Origin of the sequence: Comamonas thiooxydans, from assembly GCF_000964545.1 — a bacterium.
GTDB classification, from domain to species: Bacteria; Pseudomonadota; Gammaproteobacteria; order Burkholderiales; family Burkholderiaceae_C; genus Comamonas; species Comamonas thiooxydans.
The window spans coordinates 391,242-410,881 of sequence record NZ_BBVD01000005.1; the positions used below are offsets into that span (position 1 = coordinate 391,242).

Sequence of the window (19,640 nt, forward strand, 5' to 3'; positions counted from 1 at the left end):
TATGAATTCCCTTACTTCCAATGCATCACCGACGCCTGCGGCAGGGTCCAGCGGCCGCAAATGGCGCCAACTGACCTCGCCCCCGATTTTTTACCACTGGGCGGGTCGAGTCTGGCCCTGGATGGCCGTGCTGGCTGCCGTGCTGGCTGCTGCGGGTCTATGGGTCGGATTTGGACTGGCACCTACGGATCACCAACAGGGCGAGGTCTACCGCATCATCTTTTTGCATGTGCCGGCCGCCTGGATGTCCATGTTCATCTATCTGGTGGCAGCGCTCCATGCTGCCCTGGGGTTGATTTACGGCACCCGTCTCTCCCCCCTGCTGGCAAGGGCCCTGGCCCCCACGGGAGCCTTGTTCACAGCCATCGCCTTGTGGACCGGGGCTGCCTGGGGCAAGCCTACCTGGGGAGCCTGGTGGGTATGGGATGCCCGCCTGACGTCGGAGCTGATCCTGCTGTTCCTGTATCTGGGCTATATGGCCATGGTCTCGGCCATAGAGGATTCGCGTCGGGCCGATGGCGCTGGCGCCATCGTGCTGCTTGCTGGCGTGGTCAATGTTCCCATCATCTATTTCTCGGTTCAGTGGTGGAGCACCCTGCATCAGGGTGCGAGTATCCGCATGGATACAGCTCCCAGCATGACACACACCATGCTGGCCGGCATGCTGCTGATGGCGCTGGCCTGCTGGGCCTATACGCTGGCCGTCGCCCTAGTACGGGCACGTTGCCTGATTCTGGAGCGAGCCCGCGAGGAGAGTCTGTAATGCAGGATCATGCTTTTTTCATTGCTCTGGCCTACGGTGTGAGCGCGATGGCGCTGGGTATCGAGCTGGTCAGCATCTTTGTGCGCAGCCGTCGCCTGAAGGCTGAAGCCGCGTCCGGACTCGAAGCCAGGGAGAACCCATGAAGCCGCGCCAGCGTCGCCTGCTGTGGGTGTTGGCAGGACTTGCGCTGATGGCCGCAGCCGTCACGCTGGTGCTGCGAGCGCTCAACTCCAATGTGATGTTCTTCTACAGCCCCAGCCAGGTTCATGCGGGTGAGGTTCCGCATGGTGCGGCCTTTCGCCTGGGAGGCCTTGTGGAGCCTGGCTCACTGCAGCGCAGCGGCGACGGAATGCTGCTGCGCTTTGCCGTGACTGATGAAGTGCGCAGTGTGCCTGTGCAGTATCGAGGATTGCTGCCCGACCTGTTCCGCGAGGGCAAAGGTGTGGTGGTATCGGGCCGTATGCAGGCGGACGGTGCCTTCCAGGCCTCCGAGGTGCTGGCCAAGCACGACGAGAACTACATGCCGCCCGAAGCGGCCCATGCATTGAAAAACGCCGCCGGCAAGCCGTCGGAGAAGTCTGCCGACGACGCCACCGTCAGGGAAGCCGGCCAGGACAGCGCCGGTGCCGTCTCCAGCGGAGGCCGCACATGATCGCTGAACTTGGCGTGTTCGCCCTGGTACTGGCCCTGGTTACGGCAGTGCTGCTGGCGGTGCTGCCGCTGGCCGGTGCCCACTGGGGACTGGCGGGCTGGGTAAGGCTAGCCCGGCCCGCAGCCTTTTTGCTATGCGCGTTGTGCGTGCTGTCTTCGGCCAGCCTGTTCTGGTGCTTCTGGCGCGGAGACTTCTCGGTGCTGTATGTGGCGGCCAATTCGCATAGCGACCTGCCCATGGCCTACAAGCTGGCAGCGTTCTGGGGTGGTCATGAAGGCTCCATGCTGCTGTGGCAGCTCATGCTCTCGGGCTGGACCCTGGCGGTGGCCTGGCGCAGCCGAGACCTGCCGCCGGCCTTCGTGGCGCGCGTGCTCGCGGTGCTGGGATGGATCAGCGTGGGCCTGCTGCTGTTCCTGCTGTTTCTCTCCAACCCGTTTGCACGCCTGATCCCGGCGGCAGCGCAAGGCAAGGACCTCAACCCCTTGCTGCAGGATCCCGGCATGGTGCTGCATCCGCCGCTGCTGTACATGGGCTATGTGGGCTTTGCCGTGCCCTTTGCGTTCGCACTTGCGGCACTGATCTCGGGCGAGCTGGGTGCAGCCTGGGCGCGCTGGTCGCGTTCCTGGACGCTGGCGGCCTGGGGCTTTCTCACACTGGGCATTCTGCTGGGCAGCGCCTGGGCCTATTACGTACTGGGCTGGGGCGGCTGGTGGTTCTGGGACCCGGTGGAAAACGCCTCTTTCATGCCCTGGCTGGTGGGTACGGCCCTGCTTCATTCGCTGATCGTGACCGACCAGCGCGGTGCCTTCCGCAGCTGGTCGGCCCTGCTGGCCATCTGCGCATTTTCGCTGAGCCTGCTGGGTACCTTTCTCGTGCGCTCAGGCGTGCTTACCTCGGTTCATGCCTTTGCCGTGGACCCAGGGCGGGGGCTCTTCATCCTGTGCTTCATCGTGGCTGTGGTGGGAGCATCGCTGTGGCTGTTCGCCTGGCGCGCACCGGAGCTGGGCCGCGGCTCCGGGGAATTTGCCATGCTCTCGCGCGAAACCTTTTTGCTGATCAACAACGTGCTCTTCACCGCTGCCGCGCTGGCGGTACTTATAGGCACGCTGTACCCGCTGGCGCTCGATGTGCTGAGCGGCGAGAAGATCTCCGTGGGGCCGCCGTACTTCCAGGCCGTCTTTTTGCCTTTGGTGCTGCCGGCCCTGGCCCTGATGGGCGTGGGCACGGTGGCGCGCTGGAAGAGCAGCCTGGTTGGCGAGCTGTGGCGGCGCCTTCGCGTGGCCCTCGTGCTGAGCCTTGCCTGCTCGGCAGTGCTGGCACTGGCAGGCGGCTGGATGGGTGTGCGCCTGTCCCCGGCCACCTTGCTGGGCCTAGCCCTGGGCCTGTGGTGCCTGCTCAGCACACTGGCCCATATCTGGCAGCGCCTGGGGCAAGGCCTGGAAATCAGCAATCTGGGCCAGCGCCTTTCGCGCCAGCCCTGGGGCTGGTGGGGCATGCTGATGGCCCATGCCGGTGCGGGCGTGTTCGTGCTGGCGGTAAGCCTGGCCGACGGGCTGGAGAGCCGGCACGAAACCACGCTGGCGCAGGGTGAGACTGCCGAGGCGGGTGGCTACCGCTTCCGCTTCGACAGCCTTGGTCCGACAGCCGGCCCCAACTATGACGCGCAGCGTGCCCAATTCACTGTCAGTCGAGCGGGGCAGGACAGCTGGAGCATGTTTCCCGAGAAGCGGGTTTACCGCGCCCAGGGCATGGCGCTGAGCCAGGCCGCCATTGACAGCGGCTGGACACGCGACGTTTTCGTGGCCCTGGGCGATCCACTGGACGATCAAGGCCTGCGCTGGACCGTGCGCCTACAGGTCAAGCCTTTCATGGACTGGGTCTGGATAGGCACGCTGATGATGGCGCTGGGCGCGGGCCTGAGCCTTATGGACCGGCGCTTTCGTACAGCCAAGCAGCGAGCGCATCGCCAGTCCGGCGCTCCGGCCCTGCAAGGAGCTGTCTGATGCGCTTTGTCCTGCCCCTGGCAATATTTTTAGGCCTGGCCATCATGCTCGGGCTTGGCCTGCAGCGTGACCCACGGGCCCTGCCTTCGGCGCTGCTGGAACAGCCCGCACCGGCCATAGACCGCCCTCTGCTCGAAGATCAGCAGCAAGTCCTGCATCTGCAGGACCTGCGAGGCCGGGCCTGGTTGCTCAATGTCTGGGCCTCATGGTGCGCCCCCTGCCGGCAGGAGCTACCCGTATTGGCCGAACTCTCGAAGCGCGACGCGGTCGCCGTCTACGGCCTGAACTACAAGGATCAGCCGGACAAGGCTCGCGCGCTGCTGCGGGTGGCGGGCAACCCCTACCGAGCTTCAGCCATCGACGGCGATGGCCGCGTGGGCATGGACTTCGGCATCCAGGGAGTGCCGGAAACCTTTGTCATCGACAGCCAGGGCCGCGTGCGCTATCGCCACGTAGGCCCGGTAACCGCAGAGATATGGCGCGATCGGCTGCTGCCGGTCATCAGGAGTCTGCAATGAAACCGCGAAGTATCGGCGCTGCCTTCACAGCGGCCTTGCTGGCCTGCATGGCAATGCTGGCCCAGGCCGGGCAGACCGCTCGGGACCAGGAACTGCTGGATCGTGAAATGGCGCTGGCCGCTCAGCTTCGCTGTGTCGTCTGCCAGAACCAGACCGTGGCCGAATCGCGTGCCCCCATGGCCGAGGACATGCGCCGCGAGATCCGCAACCAGCTCGAGCAGGGCCATAGCAATGAGCAGGTGATCAACTTCTTCGAACAGCGCTATGGCTCCTTTGTGCGCTACAACCCGCCCTGGAAGCCATCGACCTGGTTGCTGTGGAGCAGCCCGTTCCTTGCCGCGCTGGGCGGCTTTGTCCTGCTGCGGCGCACACTGCGCCAAAGGAGCATGCCGGACGAGCCACTCACTCCGCAGCAACGGGACCGTGCACGTCAATGGCTGGACACGACCTCGAAGGAGGAACGCCAATGAGCGCCATGCACTGGTTGTGGCTGGGTGCCACCGCCCTGATGCTTCTGAGCCTGGCTGTACTACTGCCGCCTCTGCTGGCCGAGGCCCCATCGCCCGCCAGCGATCCTGATGAAGCGCTGCGCCGCCTCTACCAGGCCCAGTTGACCGAGCTGAAGCTGGAGCGCTCAGGGGGGCGCCTGAGCGAGACCGACCACGCTCAAGCGGTCGAAGAACTGCAGCGGCGTCTGCTCAGAGAACTGGACAGACCCCGAGCATCAGTCGCCTGGCGCCAAAGTCCATGGCTGCGCCGTAGCAGCGCGCTGTTGTTGGCGGTGCTGCTCCCTGTCGCCGCGTTCGCTTTGTACCTGCAGGTGGGTGACCCAAAGGCTGCGGCGCAGCTGGCGCAGGAGCAGCCCGACGCGCACGGAGACGGCGCGGGCGATACGCAAGTGCAGGCCATGGTGGATGGGCTGGCCCGGCGTCTTGAGGAACAACCCCGGAACCTGCCTGGCTGGGTGATGCTGGCCCGCTCCTATGAGACTCTGGAGCTATTTGACGCTGCGGCCCAGGCATACCGGCAGGCTTTGCAGGAGGCGCGGCGTAGCGCGATGGATGAGGAAGTCCAGGCGAGGTTATGGGCCGATCTGGCCGACGCGCTGGCATCGGCCCAGGGCGGTGATCTGGATGGCGAGGCCGGCAAGGCCATCGCCCAGGCACTGCAGTTGCAGCCGAGCCAACCCAAGGCGCTGGCCCTTGCCGGCAGTGCCGCCGTGCGCCATGGCCAGCTGGATGAGGCGGGCAAGCATTGGCGGGCCCTGCTGGCGCAGCTAGAGCCCGGATCGGACATGGCGCTGCGCGTGCAGGACGACCTGCTCAAGCTGGAGGCTTTGGCGTCTGAAGACAGCTCGAGCATCACTGCCAAAACTGCGGCCGCATCCAAGAGCCGCCTGAGCGGAGAATTGCGATGGGCAGCCTCCAAGGCCAATCCATCTGAACTGTCCCGGTTGGCCAAGGCTCAAGTCTTTGTCGTGGCTCGCGCCGACGGTCACCCCCGGCCTGTGGCAGTGCTGCGCCTGCCTGCGACCGCCCTGCCGACACATTTCACGCTGGGACCGGAGAACCTGCTCGATCCTGCAGTTTCGCTGTCGTCATTCCCGGAGCTACGTTTGCAGGCGCGGCTGTCGCTGGACGGCCAAGCCATGCCACGAGCAGGAGATATCTACAGCCAGTCGCTCTCGGTGACTCCCGGCTCCTCGAACTTGCTGCTGGAATTGAATCCGGCTTTCTAGCAAGTGTGTCTCGACTGAAAGCAGCCAGGCAGACAACGTGCGTTATTGCATCTCTGGTGCAGGCATTGAGCCGTCATGCATGTGCTGTGACAGCGAATCGGAATACGGAGTCAAGAGCCGCTATATTGCGAGGGGCGGCTCAATCCTGAACCACGACTCCGCTCTGGACGGTGATCAGGATGCGCGATCTGGACACTGGCAGAAATCAACCGACAGCTGCGACAAAATGTCTGTTTGAATGCCGTTTTCCGCTAACGGCTGGCTTCATACCGACAAAACAAAAATGCCCGCTTTTCAGCGGGCATTTTCTGTTGCAAACTCTGGTTTCGTCTGCAAGTTTGGTAGGCGCGATTGGACTCGAACCAACGACCCCCACCATGTCAAGGTGGTGCTCTAACCAGCTGAGCTACGCGCCTGTTGTTCTGTTCGATGAAGCAATTGTAGCACGGGTTTTTCACTCATTTTTTGAGAGCTAACATTTTCTTGTCATCGAGCACTGTCAGTGCGCAATCGGGACTTACATCAACGCCTTCTGGCCGAGCGAACGCCGGAGACACTGGCGACGATGCCAAGTACCTTGTTGAGACGACCCGAATCTGCCACTTCCACCGTGAACGTCATCCATGCCGTCCCCTTGACGGACTGGGTCTGCACTCCGATGACATTGGTCTTCTCGCGTGCAAACACGTCCGAGATATCGCGCAGCAAGCCTTGACGGTCGGCCGCCTCCACCGCAACGTCCACAGGGTAAACCGGTCCACCCTTGTCCACATGCTTGGGGGTGCCCCAGTCGACCTCGATGACACGCTCCGGGCTCTTGGCCATCATCTCGCGGAAATTCGAGCAATCGCAGCGGTGAACGCTCACGCCCTTGCCACGGGTCACAAAGCCGCCGATCTCGTCCGGAGGAGCCGGCTTGCAGCATTTGGCGAGCTGGGTCATGAGCGAATCGACGCCCACCACCAGCACTCCACCTCGCGACGAGTCATGCCCACGCGCCTTGCGCACCGGCGTGAATGCATCTTCCTCTGGCGTTTCTTCACTGGGACGCAGCACGACTTCGATATTGCGCAGTGAATACTCGTCCTTGCCCACGACTTCAAACAGTGCATCGGCAGACTTGAAGCCCAGCTGTGCCGCCAGCTCTTCAAGCTTGATCGCCGTCTTGCCTTCGCGCTGCAGCAGCTTTTCAACGGCCTCGCGCCCGCGCGAGACGGTTTCATGCGTAGCCTGGGCATTGAACCAGGCGCGCACCTTGGCCTTGGCGCGGTTGCTGACCAGATAACCCAGCTCGGCATTGAGCCAGTCGCGGGAGGGGCGGTCTTCCTTGGCCGTGTTGATCTCTACCGTCTGGCCGCTTTCCAGAGCGGTGTTCAGCGGCACCATGGCCCCGTCCACACGCGCACCACGGCAACGATGGCCCAGGCTGGTGTGCACCGAGTAGGCGAAGTCCACCGGCGTGGCCCCTTGCGGCAGCTCGATCACGGCCGCATCGGGAGTCAGCACATAGATGCGATCTTCAAACAGACCACGCTGGGCCGAGCCCGTCAGGTCGCTGCCCCAGGCCAGCAACTGGCGCAGCACGGCGATCTTGGCGTCATATTCGCTGGACGCAGACACGCCCGCATAGCCTTTGGTGCCGGCTTCCTTGTAAGCCCAGTGCGCGGCCACGCCATGCTCGGCATGGTCGTGCATGGCCTGGGTGCGGATCTGGATCTCTATGGTGCGGCCGGTTTCATCGCGCACCACCGTGTGCAGAGACTGATAACCGTTGGGCTTGGGTTTGGCGATGTAGTCGTCGAACTCCTTTTCCAGCGGTGTGAATTGCTCATGCACCCAGGACAGGGCTGCATAGCAGTCCTTGACCGTAGGCACGATGACGCGCATGGCACGGATATCGAACAGCTGGTCAAAGCTCAGCGACTTGCCGCGCATCTTCTTGACGATGCTGTATATGTGCTTGGGACGCCCCTGAACGGAGGCGCTGATGCTGTGGGCGCGCAAGTCGGCCTCGAGCCGCGCACGCATCTGCTCCATATAGGCTTCGCGCTCGACCCGCTTTTCGTCGAGCAGACGCGCGATCTGGCGATAGGTATCGGGCTCCAGAAAACGGAAAGCCAGATCTTCGAGCTCCCATTTGATCTGCCAGATTCCCAGACGGTTGGCCAGCGGCGCAAAGACATAGAGAGCTTCGCGCGCGATGCTGGGTGAAACCGGACTCTTCTCAGCCGCGTAGTAGCGCAGCGTCTGCAGGCGCGACGCCAGGCGCAGCAGCACCACGCGCAGATCGCGCGAAAAGCCCAGCAGCATCTTGCGCACGTTCTCGGTCTGGGTGGCCACGCCATCGACATGCTGGCTGCTCAGCTCGGCGTCTCGCGCCTGCTGCTGCACCCGGATGAGTTTGATGGTTTCGACCGCCAGGGTCGCAAAATTGTCTCCAAACGCCTTGGCAATCACTTCCTGCGGCTTGTTCAGGTGCACGCTGGCATGCACCAGATAAATGGCCGCCTGCATGGTTTCCGAGCCACCGATTTTCTTGAGGATGGCGGCAACGGCGTCGGCATGGGTCAGGGTGTTTTCACCGGTCTCCATGACTTCGCCGGCAATCAGAGGTTCTGCAAAGGCACGGGCGCGCACCAGCGCATTGACTTGATCGGGCAAAACCTCGGATGTGGCGGTAATCAGATGCGGCGTAGGCTCCGTGAGCTTGGGTACGGCGTCAGAAACTGTGGTTACGGTATCGCTGGTCTTCATGCAGCTTCCTCTTGGGCCTGCTGCGCAAGACTGATGTTCGCAGGCAAACCCTTATCCCCTTGTAAAAACTTTTGTATCAACGCCACTTGCCCCGGCACTACCAACGTTGGAGCATGTCCCACGCCCTGCAGTTCCGTGCAATGCGCCCTGGGGCCACGCTCGGTCATGGCCTTGGCGGTACGGCTGGAAAGCAGATCGGACTCGGCCCCTCTGATAAGCAATACCTGTGCCTTGATCTGGTCGTAAAGCTGCCAGAGCAAGGCCTCACCGGCCTGAGCAGTCTCGCGCGTCATCTGTGCCATGGGCATTGCAATACGGGGGTCGTAATGCAGCACCACACCCCCTTGGGCATCTGGCTTGATCATGGCTTGCGAGAGCCGGCTCCATTGCTCATCGCTATGTGGGCCGAATCCCTCGGAAATCAAGCGCATGGCAGCAGCAGCGCTCTCAAAGTTGGGAAACTGCAAGCCTTTTCCGACATAGGAGCCGATTCGTTCCAGCGACTCCCATTCAATCGCCGGCCCTACGTCGTTGAGCACCAGCCGCCGAACAGGCACCGGCAGCGGCAGACCGGGCTGCCCCACGACACCCATCCCGATCAAGCCACCCATGCTGGTACCGACCCAGTCCAGGGTTTCAATCGGTGCCTGAGCATGCAACTGGGCCAGCAGCGCCAACATATCGGCCGCATACAACGGCAGCTGATAACCCATGGGGTCGGCCAGCCAGTCGCTTTCGCCGCGCCCCACCACATCGGGGCAGATCACGCGGGCAAAACGGCTGAGCTCGGCGGCCAGCACATCAAAGTCTCGCCCCTGGCGTGAGAGGCCGTGCACGCAGACGATGACATGAGGATGTCTTGGATTGCCGGTATGGTTCCATTCCCAGTACGCCATGCGGTGCGTTCCCTCGGGCTGAGCCTCGACCTGTTGGCGGCGCTGAGCACTGGCCCAGGTGGGAGCCGTTGCAGAGGCTCCGGGACACGATACGTAATTCAGCGTAGGTTGATTCATGGAGAACGCGTTTTCAAGACCGGGGCCGATAATGGCTGTCGTCGCATCGTAATTCATTCGGAGACCTTGTATGTCCATGTTGAAAGGCAAAACCGCTCTCGTGACGGGATCGACCAGCGGAATCGGCCTAGGTATCGCAATCGCTCTGGCACGCCAGGGTGCCAATATCGTGCTCAACGGCTTTGGCGATGTCGAAGCACCACGCGCCCAGGTGCTTGATGCCGGCAAAGCAGCCGGTATCGAAGTCGGCTACCACGGAGCGGACATGAGCAAGGCCACCGACATTGAAGCCATGATGAAATACGCCGCCGCCGAATTCGGCCGCGTCGACATCCTGGTCAACAACGCCGGCATTCAGCATGTGGCCAAGGTGCAGGACTTCCCCGTGGAGAAGTGGGATGCCATCCTCGCCATCAACCTGAGCAGCGCCTTCCACACCACGCGCCTGGCCCTGCCCGCCATGCAGCAGGCCAACTGGGGCCGCATCATCAATGTGGCCTCGGTACACGGGCTGGTGGGCTCGGCCGAAAAATCGGCCTATGTCGCCGCCAAGCACGGCATCGTCGGCCTGACCAAGGTAACGGCGCTGGAAAACGCCACCACCGGCGTGACCTGCAACGCCATCTGCCCCGGCTGGGTGCTCACGCCGCTGGTACAAAAGCAGGTGGACGCGAAGGCTGCCGCCCAAGGCATCAGCAATGAAGACGCCACCAGGCAGCTGCTGGGAGAGAAAGAGCCTTCGATGCAGTTCACCACGCCCGAAGAGCTAGGCGAGCTGGCCGTCTTCTTCTGCTCGGCCGCGGCCAACAATGTGCGCGGCGTGGCATGGAATATGGACGGCGGCTGGGCCGCACAATAAAAGCCGCTCGGCTCCAGCGCATGCGTCTATCAATTAGATAGCATCTAGCGCTTGCCAGAAAACATATTCAGCATCAAATCATGATGAAAATCAAAAAGGAGCAGCGCAAGCTGCTCCTTTTTTATACACGCCGCGCGGATCCGATCACTGCATCTGAATCGAGCCACCGACGCTGACTGTCACCTCGGTGCGATCCGCCTCCACCGGAACGGGTGCGGCATCCGCATAGCTGGCCTTGGCCATGCTCATCATGCGCGGGCGAGGCATGGGATGCCCGCCGCCGCCGCTGCTGCTCACATTGACCTCGCGCAGGCTGTAGCCCGCAAAACCGAAGCTCTTGGAGATGGCCGCAGCACGCTGGCGGAAGCTCTCGATCGCCTTGGCCTGGGCTTCGCCCTCCACCTTTTCCCGTGCTTCGCGCGAGAGGCCGAAGCTCATGCTGGCCAGCGTCATGTCCTGCACCTTGGCCGCTGCCTGAGTGATGCGCACGAAGTCGCGCCCCTGCAGCACGATCTCTGCTTGGCCCTGCCAGCCTTCGATCTTGCCGTTGTTGCCATAACGCGGCGAGATGGAGAAATTACCGGTGCTCAATTCCATCTGCCGACCTTGCGCATCGTTACGCAGCGTGGTCATGGCGGACTCCACGATCTTTTGCAGCTGGGACTGAACGGACGCGGCATCGCGGCCATCCTTGCTGGCCGACAGGGTTGCCGTCATCCAGTCCTGCTTGACCTCCACGGTTCCCTGAGCCGACAGCTGCACCACATTGGCAGGTCTATGCATGTCACGCGCGGCGCCCTGGGCCCATACATTGCCGCCAGCGCAGGCCGCAGCCAGCGCAAGTACGGCAGCCGCGGCGCGAGAGGAAGAGGAAGACTTGGAAAATTGATTCATGCGGTTCACCCTTGTAAGTAAATCAGGCCATGCAGATACACATGCATTTCACCATTGCGCAAAGTCGCTGCAGCGCAGCATGTCAGCCCAGAGTGTGACTTTATGTACGAATACTCCACATTCGACACACCAACAGAACAAACACTGAAACAATAGTGCAAAATACTCTTGAAAAGTTCCTCATGAAACATTTATTGTTCCATTAATAAACGCAACAATCGTAACAAGTAGCAAGACTTGACCTTGTTTTGCTGGATTTTTTTGATCTAGCGATAACAATGGGCCAGTTACAAATAAATCGACAAGGACGATCATGGCAACGACGAACAACCGTACTGACAAGATCCTCGTGGTGGATGACGATGCACGCATCCGCGACCTGCTGCGCCGCTATCTGACGCAGGAAGGCTTCGAGATCATGATTGCCGAGGACGGCAAGGCGCTCAACCGCATCCTGCTGCGCGAGACTGTCGACCTGATCGTGCTGGATCTGATGATGCCCGGCGAGGATGGCCTGTCCATTTGCCGCCGCCTGCGCTCCGCCAACGACCGCACTCCCATCATCATGCTGACCGCCAAGGGCGAGGATGTGGACCGCATCGTGGGCCTGGAAGTGGGCGCCGACGACTATCTGGGCAAGCCCTTCAACCCCCGCGAGCTGCTGGCCCGCATCCATGCCGTGCTGCGCCGCCGTCCGCCTCAGGAAGCACCGGGCGCGCCTTCAGGCGACAACGAGGTGGTGACCTTTGGCCCCTTCACCTTCGACCTGGGCACTCGCGTGCTGCAAAAGAATGGCGAGGAGTTGCCACTCACCACCGGCGAATTCGCCATGCTCAAGGCCCTGGTGCGCCACCCGCGCCAGCCTCTGTCGCGCGAAAAACTGGCCCTGCTGGCCCGTGGCCGCGAATTCGAGCCGTTCGACCGCAGCCTGGACGTGCAGGTTTCCCGCCTGCGCAAGCTGATCGAGGAAGACGCTGCCGCTCCACGCTATATCCAGACCGTCTGGGGCGTGGGCTATGTGTTCGTACCCGATGGCATGAACTGATTCTGCCCGCCTCCATCGCAACAAGCCGCCCGCTGCGCGGCTTGTTGCGCTTGGGTAGCGGTCCATAGGGCCCATAAGTCAAGCTCTTTCAACAACCACCAGTAGATAGACACTTTTTGGACAAACCGTAACCCGTGTCGCCCATATTGGGCGTACCCTCGGGTCCAGTTATTTCCGCATTGCTGTTCATGAGCGCTTTTCACCATCCGCCGCCCGACGCCACCAGCCCCGTACCTCTGGAGTACGAGCGGCGCAGCACAGCTCGCTCCCCTGTGGGGCTGAACCTGTTCTGGCGTACTTTCTGCCTGCTGGCCCTGCTGCTGGTGGGCAGCATTCTGGCCTGGCTGCAGACACTGCGGGCACTGGATTTCGAGCCGCGCACGCTGCAAACGGCCAAGCAAGTGGCCTCTTTGGTCAACCTGAGCCGCGCTGCCCTCGAGCATTCGGATGCGATCAACCGCGTCTCCCTGATCAAGACCATGGCCGACCAGGAAGGCGTGCGCATTCTGCCCCGCGAGCCCGGCGACTCCTTCGAGCTGCTGGAGCAAAACGCCCTTGGCCAGAAGCTGACCGAGGAACTGACCACACGCCTTGGCTACGGCACCGTGGTGGCGCGCAGCGTCAACGGAGAGCCCGGCCTGTGGGTTGGCTTCACCATCAACGGCGATCGCAACTGGATGCTGATGGACCAGTCGCGCTTCACTCCCGCCAGCGGCCAGACCTGGCTGATCTGGCTGATCACGGCCGCCCTGCTCTCGCTCATCGGCGCGGCCGCCATCGCCCGCCTGATCAACCGGCCACTCAAACAACTGTCCTATGCAGCCAATCGCGTGCGGGAGGGCGACTTCGACGCCAGCCAGCTCGACGAGGAAGCCGTGACCAGCGAAATCCGCGAAGTCAATATCGGCTTCAACCGCATGGCGCAGAAGCTGGCCAAGCTGGAGCAGGACCGCGCCGTGATGCTGGCCGGCATCTCCCACGACCTGCGCACGCCGCTGGCGCGGCTGCGTCTGGAGACCGAGATGAGCGTCTATGACGATGTGGCGCGCGAGCACATGGTGGCCGACATCGTTCAACTGGACGCCACCATCGACAAATTCCTGGATTACGCCCGCCCCGATCATCGCGTCATGCTCAGCCCCGTGGATCTGCACGCCGTGGTTGCCTCCTGCGTCTATGCCGTGCAGGACCACCGTGAGCTGCAGATCACCATGAACGTGCCCGAAGACCTCTACGTCATGGCCGATGAGGTGGAGCTGGCGCGCGTCATCTCCAACCTCTTTGAGAATGCACGCCGCTATGGCAAGACCCCGTCCACCGACACCACCGAGGTGGATGTGGTTGCCAAGGAAAGCGAAAAATGGGTGGTCATCCGCATCCGCGACCATGGCAAGGGCGTTCCGGCCGAGCAACTGGCCAATCTGACCCAACCCTTCTTCCGCGGCGACACGGCGCGCACGGCGGCCGCAGGTGCAGGCCTGGGTCTGTCCATCGTGGACAAGACGGTGCAGCGCATGGGCGGCATGTTTGCCCTGTCCAATTCATCGACAGGCGGTCTGGTCGCCCATCTGCAGCTGCAGCGCGCCATGGGTGTGACGGCCGGTGCAGCGCCCGAACAGCGCCTGCAGCGTCCCCAGGTCAAGCGCAATCTGCCGCGCGACAAGAAAGACGATGAGACCGTGGAAGACTGAATCTGCCCACCTCATTGCACAATCGGCATCGCCTTTCAACCATCTGCCGGAGAGCTCACCATGCAAGCCCGATGCCTGTGCAAAGCCGTTCTCGTCACCGCGCCCGACACCCACGAAGTTCATGTCTGCCACTGCAGCATGTGCCGGCGCTGGGGAGAAGGCCCAGCCTTCACCCTGCATGGCGGCACGGCGGTGCAGACCAGCGGCCCCGTCACGCGCTATGCCTCCTCGCCCTGGGCGGAGCGGGCTTTTTGCAGCAGCTGCGGCACCCACCTCTTCTACCGCCTGCTGGCAAGCAACGAGCATTTTCTGTCTGCCGGGCTGTTTCAGGACGCCCAGGGACTGAAACTGGCGCAGCAGATCTATATCGACGAGAAGCCCGGCTACTACGCGCTGGCCAACGACACCCCGACCCTGACCGGGGCCGAGGTGCAAGCCCTCTACAGCGATTCCTGACCGGCTTTCGCAGCGGCCATTGCGGCGAACGAGACTAGGCTGTCCGTACCAGCAAGGCCACGGCACGAGCCTCCATGGCCTGCTGCTGACCCACAGGCCCCAGCTTCTCGGCCGTCTTGGCCTTGACGTTGACCTGCTCCACATCCAGCCCCAGCACCTGGGCAATGCGCTCGCGCATCTTCTCGATATGGGGTGCCAGCTTGGGCGCCTGGGCCACGATGGTGCTGTCGATATTGCCGATCTCGAAGCCCTTGGCGCGCACGCGCCTGGCAGCCTCGGCCAGCAGCACGGCGGAGTCCGCCCCCTTGAACTGCGCGTCGGTATCCGAGAAATGGCGGCCGATATCGCCCAGCGCCGCGGCGCCGAACAGGGCATCGGTGATTGCATGCAGCAGCACGTCGGCATCAGAATGGCCGAGCAGCCCCAGGCTATGAGGCACTTCGACACCGCCGAGAATCAGCTTGCGACCTGGCACCAGCGCATGTACATCCCAGCCTTCACCAATACGAAAATTCATAAAAATCCTTGTCAAACCCTTGCTCATAAAGCGCAAGCAGCTATCAAATTAAATACCATCTGCGCCAATCCGGCTCGGACACGGACTTGCCCGTCGCCAAGCCCTGCCGATGGCGAATCCGTCTAGCCACGCGCCTTGCGCTGCAGCAGCACCGCCTCGGCCAGCGCAAAGTCGTCGGGGTAGGTCACCTTGAAGTTCTGCGCACCGCCCGGCACCAGTCTCGGTGAGTGACCGGCCAGTTCCATGGCGCTGGCTTCGTCGGTCACGGCAGCGCCCGCCGCCTGCAGCGCAGCCAGCAAGGCTGCGATACGGAACATCTGCGGCGTCTGAGCCAGCCATTTGTCGCTGCGCTCCACCGTCTGCGCCACACGCGCCGGACCCGCGCCTGCGGCCTGCTGCTTGAGGGTGTCGGGCAGCTTCAGCGCCAGCAGCCCCCCCACGGCATCGGGCATGCAGGCATCGATCAAGGCATTGACCTGCGCCGATGCGACCAGACAGCGCGCCGCGTCATGCACCAGCACCCAGTCCTCGGCGCTGGCTCCCATGCGCAGCAACTCCTGCAGGCCGTTGCTCACGGTCTCGGCACGGGTGGCTCCGCCACAGGCAGCAATGCCGAGCCGGGCGTCCGTGGCGCGCTCCTGCCAGAAGCCATCGGAAGCAGAGACCACCAGCAGCACACGGTGGATGCGCTGCACCGCCAACATGGCGTCCAGCGTGTGCATGACCATGGGCTGGCCGGCAACCATCTGATATTGCTTGGGCAGCTCGGGGGCCGGGGAGTCTGCGGCAATGGCGCGCAGACCGACGCCCGCGCAGGGAATCAGCCCCCAGCAGCGGGGCGCAGATGCAGGCGATGAAGCCGCCGCAGCGTTTGCCTTGTCGTCCGTCATGGACTCAGGCGAGAAAAACCGATCTGTCATGCACAGTATTTTAAAATCACCGTTTCGTCCGAAAGCCCGTGAGATCCATCGACGACCTGCTTTCGGCTTGCATCGCCTTGAGGTGTCCCCATTTTGAGTGAATGCGCCGCCAACCATCAGCTACGCGCTGATTGGGCTGTGAGCCCTGCCTTTGATGGCCGGACTCGCCCGCATTTAATCTGTCCCCGTTTTTTTGCATCCAGCCCGCGCCTGCGCGCCGCTGCCTGCGTTCGTCTGTGAAAAACCATGCAACTGCCTAAGCTCACCCCCGGTAAACGCTTTCACCTGCCCCGTCCAGTTGGCAGCGCCGACGCGCTGCTGCTGGCCAGGCTAGGCGAGCGCGAAAAGCAAGACGGCCGGGTCACTGCCATCGTCACGGCCGATGCCGCCGACGCCCACCGTCTCATGGAAGAGATGGCCTTCTTCGCCCCCGAGCTGCGCTGTGCATTGTTCCCCGACTGGGAAACCCTGCCCTACGACAGCTTCTCGCCGCACCAGGATCTGATCAGCGAGCGCCTGGCCACACTGTGGCGTATCAACCAGCGCGACAAGCAGCATGGCGCCGATGTGGTCATCGTGCCCGCCACCACGGCCCTTTATCGCCTGGCTCCGCCCTCGTTTCTGGCCGGCTATACCTTTGAATTCAAGCAGGGCCAGAAGCTGGACGAAGCCAAGCTCAAGGCCCAGCTCACGCTGGCGGGCTACCAGCATGTGTCCCAGGTGGTCAGCCATGGCGAATACGCGGTGCGCGGCGGCCTGATCGATCTGTTCCCCATGGGCTCGCTCCAGCCCTACCGCGTGGATCTGTTCGACGACGAGATCGACTCCATCCGCACCTTCGACCCCGACACGCAACGCAGCCTCTACCCCGTGCCCGAGGTGCGCCTGCTGCCAGGCCGCGAATTCCCTATGGACGAAGAGGCGCGCGCCAAGTTCCGCAGCCGCTGGCGCGAGCTGCTCGAAGGCGACCCCACGCGCAGCCGCATCTACAAGGACATGGGTGCCGGCATTGCCACGGCCGGCATCGAGTACTACCTGCCGCTGTTCTTTGACGAGACGGCCACGGTCTTCGACTATCTGGGCGATGAGGCCACCGTGGTGCTGCATGGGGATCTGGAGCCGGCCTTCCAGCGCTTCTGGCAGGATACCAAGGACCGCTACCGCCTGGTGCAGGGCGACCCCGACCACCCGGCGCTGCCGCCCGAGACGCTGTTTCTCAGCGCCGACCAGTTCTATACCCGCAGCAAGGAGCATGCCCAGCTGGCCTTGCGCCCGGGCACCGAAGATGTGGCCGACAGCGCCATCTTCCAGAAGCTCGAAGACCTTTCCGTGCTGCGCGGAGCCGATGACCCGCTGGCCAAGCTGCAAAAACATATAGCATCCAGCGCAAGCCGGGTCTTGCTTCTGGCCGAATCCGATGGCAGGCGCGAGAGCCTGCTCGACTTTTTCCGTGCCTCGGGTGTCAACCCGCCCGTGTTCGATTCGCTGGCCGAGTTCCAGGCCGATGCCACGGAAAAGGTCGGCATCGCCACCTCCAGCCTGATGACGGGCTTTGCGTGGGTCGAGGAAGGCCTGGACTTCGTCACCGAAACCGAGCTGTTCGCCAGCAGCCCCACAGGCCGCCGTCGCCGCCGCCAGGAGCAGGTCAGCGATGTGGAGGCCCTGATCAAGGACCTGTCCGAGCTCAAGGTGGGCGACCCCATCGTTCATGCCGACCACGGCATAGGCCGCTATCGCGGGCTGATCAATATGGACATGGGCCAGAAGAACACTGACGGCACGCCAGCACTGCAGGAGTTTCTGCATCTGGAATATGCGGCCGATGCCGTGCTCTATGTACCCGTCAGCCAGTTGCACCTGATCAGCCGCTACACCGGCGTCTCGCCCGACGATGCGCCGCTGCACAAGCTGGGCGGCACGCAATGGGAAAAAGCCAAGCGCAAAGCCGCCGAACAGGTGCGCGACTCAGCCGCCGAGCTGCTCAATATCTATGCCCGCCGCGCCGCGCGCCAGGGCCATGCCTTCCGCTTCCCCACGGCCGACTACGAGCAGTTTGTGGCCGACTTCGGCTTCGAGGAAACGGCCGACCAGCGCGCCGCCATCCACGCCGTGGTGCAGGACATGATCAGCCCCCAGCCCATGGACCGCCTGGTCTGTGGCGATGTGGGCTTCGGCAAGACCGAGGTCGCGCTGCGTGCGGCCTTTGTGGCAGCCATGGGCGGCAAGCAGGTCGCCTTCCTCGCCCCCACCACGCTTCTGGCCGAGCAGCATTACCAGACCCTGGTGGACCGCTTCTCCAAATGGCCGATCAAGGTGGCCGAGGTGTCGCGCTTTCGCTCGGGCAAGGAGATCACGGCAGCCATCAAGGGCATCTCGGACGGTACGGTGGATATCGTTGTCGGCACGCACAAGCTGCTGTCCGAATCCACGCAGTTCAAGAACCTGGGCCTGCTCATCATCGACGAGGAACACCGCTTTGGCGTGCGCCACAAAGAGGCCATGAAGGCCATGCGTGCCGAGGTCGATGTGCTGACGCTGACAGCCACCCCGATTCCGCGCACCATGGGCATGGCGCTGGAGGGGCTGCGCGATCTGTCGGTGATTGCCACGGCGCCGCAGCGGCGTCTGGCCATCAAGACCTTTGTGCGCAACGAGGGCACGGGCGTGATTCGCGAAGCCGTGCTGCGCGAGCTCAAGCGGGGCGGACAGATCTACTTCCTGCACAACGAGGTCGAGACCATAGAGAACCGCAAGCAAAAGCTGGAGGAAATCCTGCCAGAGGCCCGCATCGCCGTGGCCCACGGCCAGATGCCCGAGCGCGAGCTGGAGCGTGTGATGCGCGATTTCGTGGCCCAGCGCTACAACATCCTGCTGTGCTCGACCATCATCGAGACCGGCATCGACGTGCCATCGGCCAACACCATTCTCATCAGCCGCGCCGACAAGTTCGGCCTGGCGCAGCTGCACCAGCTGCGTGGCCGCGTGGGACGCAGCCACCATCAGGCCTATGCCTATCTGATGGTGCCGGACCTGGACGGCCTGACCAAGCAGGCCCAGCAGCGACTGGAGGCCATCCAGCAGATGGAGGAGCTGGGCTCGGGCTTCTATCTGGCCATGCATGACCTGGAAATCCGTGGCGCCGGCGAGGTGCTGGGCGAAAACCAGAGCGGCAATATGATGGAAGTGGGCTTTCAGCTCTATAACGAGATGCTGTCCGAGGCCGTGCGCAGCCTCAAGGCCGGCAAGGAGCCCGATCTGCTCTCGCCGCTATCGGCATCCACCGACATCAATCTGCATGCCCCGGCCCTGCTGCCCAACGACTACTGCGGCGACGTGCATCTGCGCCTGTCGTTCTACAAGAAGCTGGCCACGGCCAAGACGGCCGATCAGATCGATACCCTGCTTGAGGAGATCGTGGATCGTTTCGGCAAGCTGCCACCCCAGGCCCAGACCCTGATCGACGTGCACCGCCTGCGCGTGCTGAGCCAGCCCTATGGCGTGGTCAAGGTCGATGCCGCTCCTGGCGTGATCAACATCAGCTTCAAGCCCCAGCCGCCGATCGATCCCATGAACATCATTCACCTGATCCAGAAGAACAAGCACATCAAGCTGGCGGGCAACGAGAAGCTGCGCATCGAAAAAGAACTGGAGAACCCCAAGGACCGTGCCCAGATGGTGCGCGATGTGCTGCGCAGCCTGGGTCAGCCGCTCAAGAACGAAACTGCCATTCATGCCTGACAGGGCTGCTGACAAAGCCAGCAGGGCTATTGAGGCCCTACCGATGCAGACGGTGCAAGATGGCGGCAGAACCTGATCT

Annotated in this window: 17 protein-coding genes and 1 tRNA gene; 12 read left to right on the forward strand and 6 right to left on the reverse strand. The window is 62.9% G+C overall.

Annotated features, from left to right (window positions below; genetic code table 11):
* The first annotated feature begins 1 nt into the window (after position 1).
* The 7 genes from ccmC to ccmI are packed head-to-tail and all read left to right on the forward strand — an operon-like array spanning position 2 to position 5,674.
* Positions 2-763, forward strand: a complete 762-nt coding sequence (ccmC, locus tag Cth01_RS09275) for a heme ABC transporter permease CcmC (protein ID WP_197577693.1) — start codon at positions 2-4, stop codon at positions 761-763.
* The gene (gene ccmD / locus Cth01_RS09280; protein ID WP_012838106.1) at positions 763-906 is read left to right on the forward strand and encodes a heme exporter protein CcmD; all 144 of its coding nucleotides are present in this window, start codon (positions 763-765) and stop codon (positions 904-906) included. Before ccmC ends, ccmD begins: the two co-directional genes overlap by 1 nt.
* Positions 903-1,415 carry a cytochrome c maturation protein CcmE gene (gene ccmE, locus Cth01_RS09285; RefSeq protein WP_045839011.1) on the forward strand — a complete coding sequence of 171 codons (513 nt, stop codon included), beginning with the start codon at positions 903-905 and terminating at the stop codon, positions 1,413-1,415. Before ccmD ends, ccmE begins: the two co-directional genes overlap by 4 nt.
* Positions 1,412-3,418 (forward strand): heme lyase CcmF/NrfE family subunit, encoded by a 2,007-nt coding sequence (locus tag Cth01_RS09290; RefSeq protein ID WP_045839012.1) that lies wholly within the window; start codon positions 1,412-1,414, stop codon positions 3,416-3,418. The genes ccmE and Cth01_RS09290 overlap by 4 nt, the downstream gene beginning before the upstream one ends.
* Entirely contained in the window at positions 3,418-3,936 is a 519-nt protein-coding gene (locus Cth01_RS09295; protein WP_034351930.1) for a DsbE family thiol:disulfide interchange protein, read from the forward strand. Before Cth01_RS09290 ends, Cth01_RS09295 begins: the two co-directional genes overlap by 1 nt.
* A complete protein-coding gene (locus Cth01_RS09300) occupies positions 3,933-4,406 on the forward strand; it encodes a cytochrome c-type biogenesis protein (RefSeq protein WP_045839013.1) in 474 nt (157 codons plus the stop codon). Before Cth01_RS09295 ends, Cth01_RS09300 begins: the two co-directional genes overlap by 4 nt.
* Positions 4,403-5,674: a c-type cytochrome biogenesis protein CcmI gene (ccmI, locus tag Cth01_RS09305; RefSeq protein WP_034351926.1), complete on the forward strand. Its 1,272-nt coding sequence runs from the start codon at positions 4,403-4,405 to the stop codon at positions 5,672-5,674. Before Cth01_RS09300 ends, ccmI begins: the two co-directional genes overlap by 4 nt.
* 339 nt (positions 5,675-6,013) lie before the next feature.
* Here ccmI and Cth01_RS09310 read toward each other — a convergent pair.
* From Cth01_RS09310 to Cth01_RS09320, 3 genes are all read right to left on the reverse strand, one after another.
* Positions 6,014-6,090 (reverse strand) — tRNA-Val (locus tag Cth01_RS09310).
* A gap of 106 nt (positions 6,091-6,196) precedes the next feature.
* Positions 6,197-8,428 carry a RelA/SpoT family protein gene (locus tag Cth01_RS09315; protein ID WP_034392478.1) on the reverse strand — a complete coding sequence of 744 codons (2,232 nt, stop codon included), beginning with the start codon at positions 8,426-8,428 and terminating at the stop codon, positions 6,197-6,199.
* Positions 8,425-9,441, reverse strand: a complete 1,017-nt coding sequence (locus Cth01_RS09320; protein ID WP_174447046.1) for an alpha/beta fold hydrolase — start codon at positions 9,439-9,441, stop codon at positions 8,425-8,427. Before Cth01_RS09320 ends, Cth01_RS09315 begins: the two co-directional genes overlap by 4 nt.
* Positions 9,442-9,517: 76 nt before the next feature.
* Between Cth01_RS09320 and Cth01_RS09325 the strand changes: the two genes are divergently transcribed.
* Entirely contained in the window at positions 9,518-10,300 is a 783-nt protein-coding gene (locus tag Cth01_RS09325) for a 3-hydroxybutyrate dehydrogenase (protein ID WP_034377544.1), read from the forward strand.
* Positions 10,301-10,444: 144 nt separating this feature from the next.
* Here Cth01_RS09325 and Cth01_RS09330 read toward each other — a convergent pair whose 3' ends face one another.
* A complete protein-coding gene (locus Cth01_RS09330) occupies positions 10,445-11,194 on the reverse strand; it encodes an SIMPL domain-containing protein (RefSeq protein WP_045839014.1) in 750 nt (249 codons plus the stop codon).
* A gap of 313 nt (positions 11,195-11,507) precedes the next feature.
* Between Cth01_RS09330 and ompR the strand changes: the two genes are divergently transcribed.
* The 3 genes from ompR to Cth01_RS09345 all read left to right on the forward strand — a co-directional run bounded on the left by ompR (position 11,508) and on the right by Cth01_RS09345 (position 14,386).
* On the forward strand, positions 11,508-12,239 hold the full coding sequence (gene ompR / locus Cth01_RS09335) for an osmolarity response regulator transcription factor OmpR (protein WP_003055820.1): 732 nt from the start codon (positions 11,508-11,510) through the stop codon (positions 12,237-12,239).
* A gap of 188 nt (positions 12,240-12,427) precedes the next feature.
* Positions 12,428-13,930, forward strand: a complete 1,503-nt coding sequence (locus Cth01_RS09340) for a sensor histidine kinase family protein (RefSeq protein WP_012838069.1) — start codon at positions 12,428-12,430, stop codon at positions 13,928-13,930.
* Positions 13,931-13,990: 60 nt separating this feature from the next.
* The gene (locus Cth01_RS09345) at positions 13,991-14,386 is read left to right on the forward strand and encodes a GFA family protein (protein WP_045839015.1); all 396 of its coding nucleotides are present in this window, start codon (positions 13,991-13,993) and stop codon (positions 14,384-14,386) included.
* 34 nt (positions 14,387-14,420) lie between these two features.
* On the opposite strand, the gene ispF is transcribed toward Cth01_RS09345, so the two are convergent.
* Positions 14,421-14,903, reverse strand: coding sequence for a 2-C-methyl-D-erythritol 2,4-cyclodiphosphate synthase (gene ispF, locus Cth01_RS09350; protein ID WP_034377511.1), 483 nt, complete (start codon positions 14,901-14,903; stop codon positions 14,421-14,423).
* Positions 14,904-15,025: 122 nt separating this feature from the next.
* Positions 15,026-15,793 (reverse strand): 2-C-methyl-D-erythritol 4-phosphate cytidylyltransferase, encoded by a 768-nt coding sequence (gene ispD, locus Cth01_RS09355; protein ID WP_045839016.1) that lies wholly within the window; start codon positions 15,791-15,793, stop codon positions 15,026-15,028.
* A 276-nt stretch (positions 15,794-16,069) separates the two neighbouring features.
* On the opposite strand from ispD, the gene mfd reads away from it, so the two are divergent.
* Positions 16,070-19,561, forward strand: coding sequence for a transcription-repair coupling factor (gene mfd, locus Cth01_RS09360; RefSeq protein ID WP_045839017.1), 3,492 nt, complete (start codon positions 16,070-16,072; stop codon positions 19,559-19,561).
* Positions 19,562-19,640 lie beyond the last annotated feature (79 nt).

What these genes read in the sequence shown, in the direction of transcription:
- ccmC (WP_197577693.1), top strand. Translation starts at nt 2, where the DNA reads ATGAATTCCCTTACTTCCAATGCATCACCGACGCCTGCGGCAGGGTCC.
- ccmD (WP_012838106.1), top strand. Translation starts at nt 763, where the DNA reads ATGCAGGATCATGCTTTTTTCATTGCTCTGGCCTACGGTGTGAGCGCG.
- ccmE (WP_045839011.1), top strand. Translation starts at nt 903, where the DNA reads ATGAAGCCGCGCCAGCGTCGCCTGCTGTGGGTGTTGGCAGGACTTGCG.
- Cth01_RS09290 (WP_045839012.1), top strand. Translation starts at nt 1,412, where the DNA reads ATGATCGCTGAACTTGGCGTGTTCGCCCTGGTACTGGCCCTGGTTACG.
- Cth01_RS09295 (WP_034351930.1), top strand. Translation starts at nt 3,418, where the DNA reads ATGCGCTTTGTCCTGCCCCTGGCAATATTTTTAGGCCTGGCCATCATG.
- Cth01_RS09300 (WP_045839013.1), top strand. Translation starts at nt 3,933, where the DNA reads ATGAAACCGCGAAGTATCGGCGCTGCCTTCACAGCGGCCTTGCTGGCC.
- ccmI (WP_034351926.1), top strand. Translation starts at nt 4,403, where the DNA reads ATGAGCGCCATGCACTGGTTGTGGCTGGGTGCCACCGCCCTGATGCTT.
- Cth01_RS09315 (WP_034392478.1), bottom strand. Translation starts at nt 8,428, where the DNA reads ATGAAGACCAGCGATACCGTAACCACAGTTTCTGACGCCGTACCCAAG.
- Cth01_RS09320 (WP_174447046.1), bottom strand. Translation starts at nt 9,441, where the DNA reads ATGAATCAACCTACGCTGAATTACGTATCGTGTCCCGGAGCCTCTGCA.
- Cth01_RS09325 (WP_034377544.1), top strand. Translation starts at nt 9,518, where the DNA reads ATGTTGAAAGGCAAAACCGCTCTCGTGACGGGATCGACCAGCGGAATC.
- Cth01_RS09330 (WP_045839014.1), bottom strand. Translation starts at nt 11,194, where the DNA reads ATGAATCAATTTTCCAAGTCTTCCTCTTCCTCTCGCGCCGCGGCTGCC.
- ompR (WP_003055820.1), top strand. Translation starts at nt 11,508, where the DNA reads ATGGCAACGACGAACAACCGTACTGACAAGATCCTCGTGGTGGATGAC.
- Cth01_RS09340 (WP_012838069.1), top strand. Translation starts at nt 12,428, where the DNA reads ATGAGCGCTTTTCACCATCCGCCGCCCGACGCCACCAGCCCCGTACCT.
- Cth01_RS09345 (WP_045839015.1), top strand. Translation starts at nt 13,991, where the DNA reads ATGCAAGCCCGATGCCTGTGCAAAGCCGTTCTCGTCACCGCGCCCGAC.
- ispF (WP_034377511.1), bottom strand. Translation starts at nt 14,903, where the DNA reads ATGAATTTTCGTATTGGTGAAGGCTGGGATGTACATGCGCTGGTGCCA.
- ispD (WP_045839016.1), bottom strand. Translation starts at nt 15,793, where the DNA reads ATGACGGACGACAAGGCAAACGCTGCGGCGGCTTCATCGCCTGCATCT.
- mfd (WP_045839017.1), top strand. Translation starts at nt 16,070, where the DNA reads ATGCAACTGCCTAAGCTCACCCCCGGTAAACGCTTTCACCTGCCCCGT.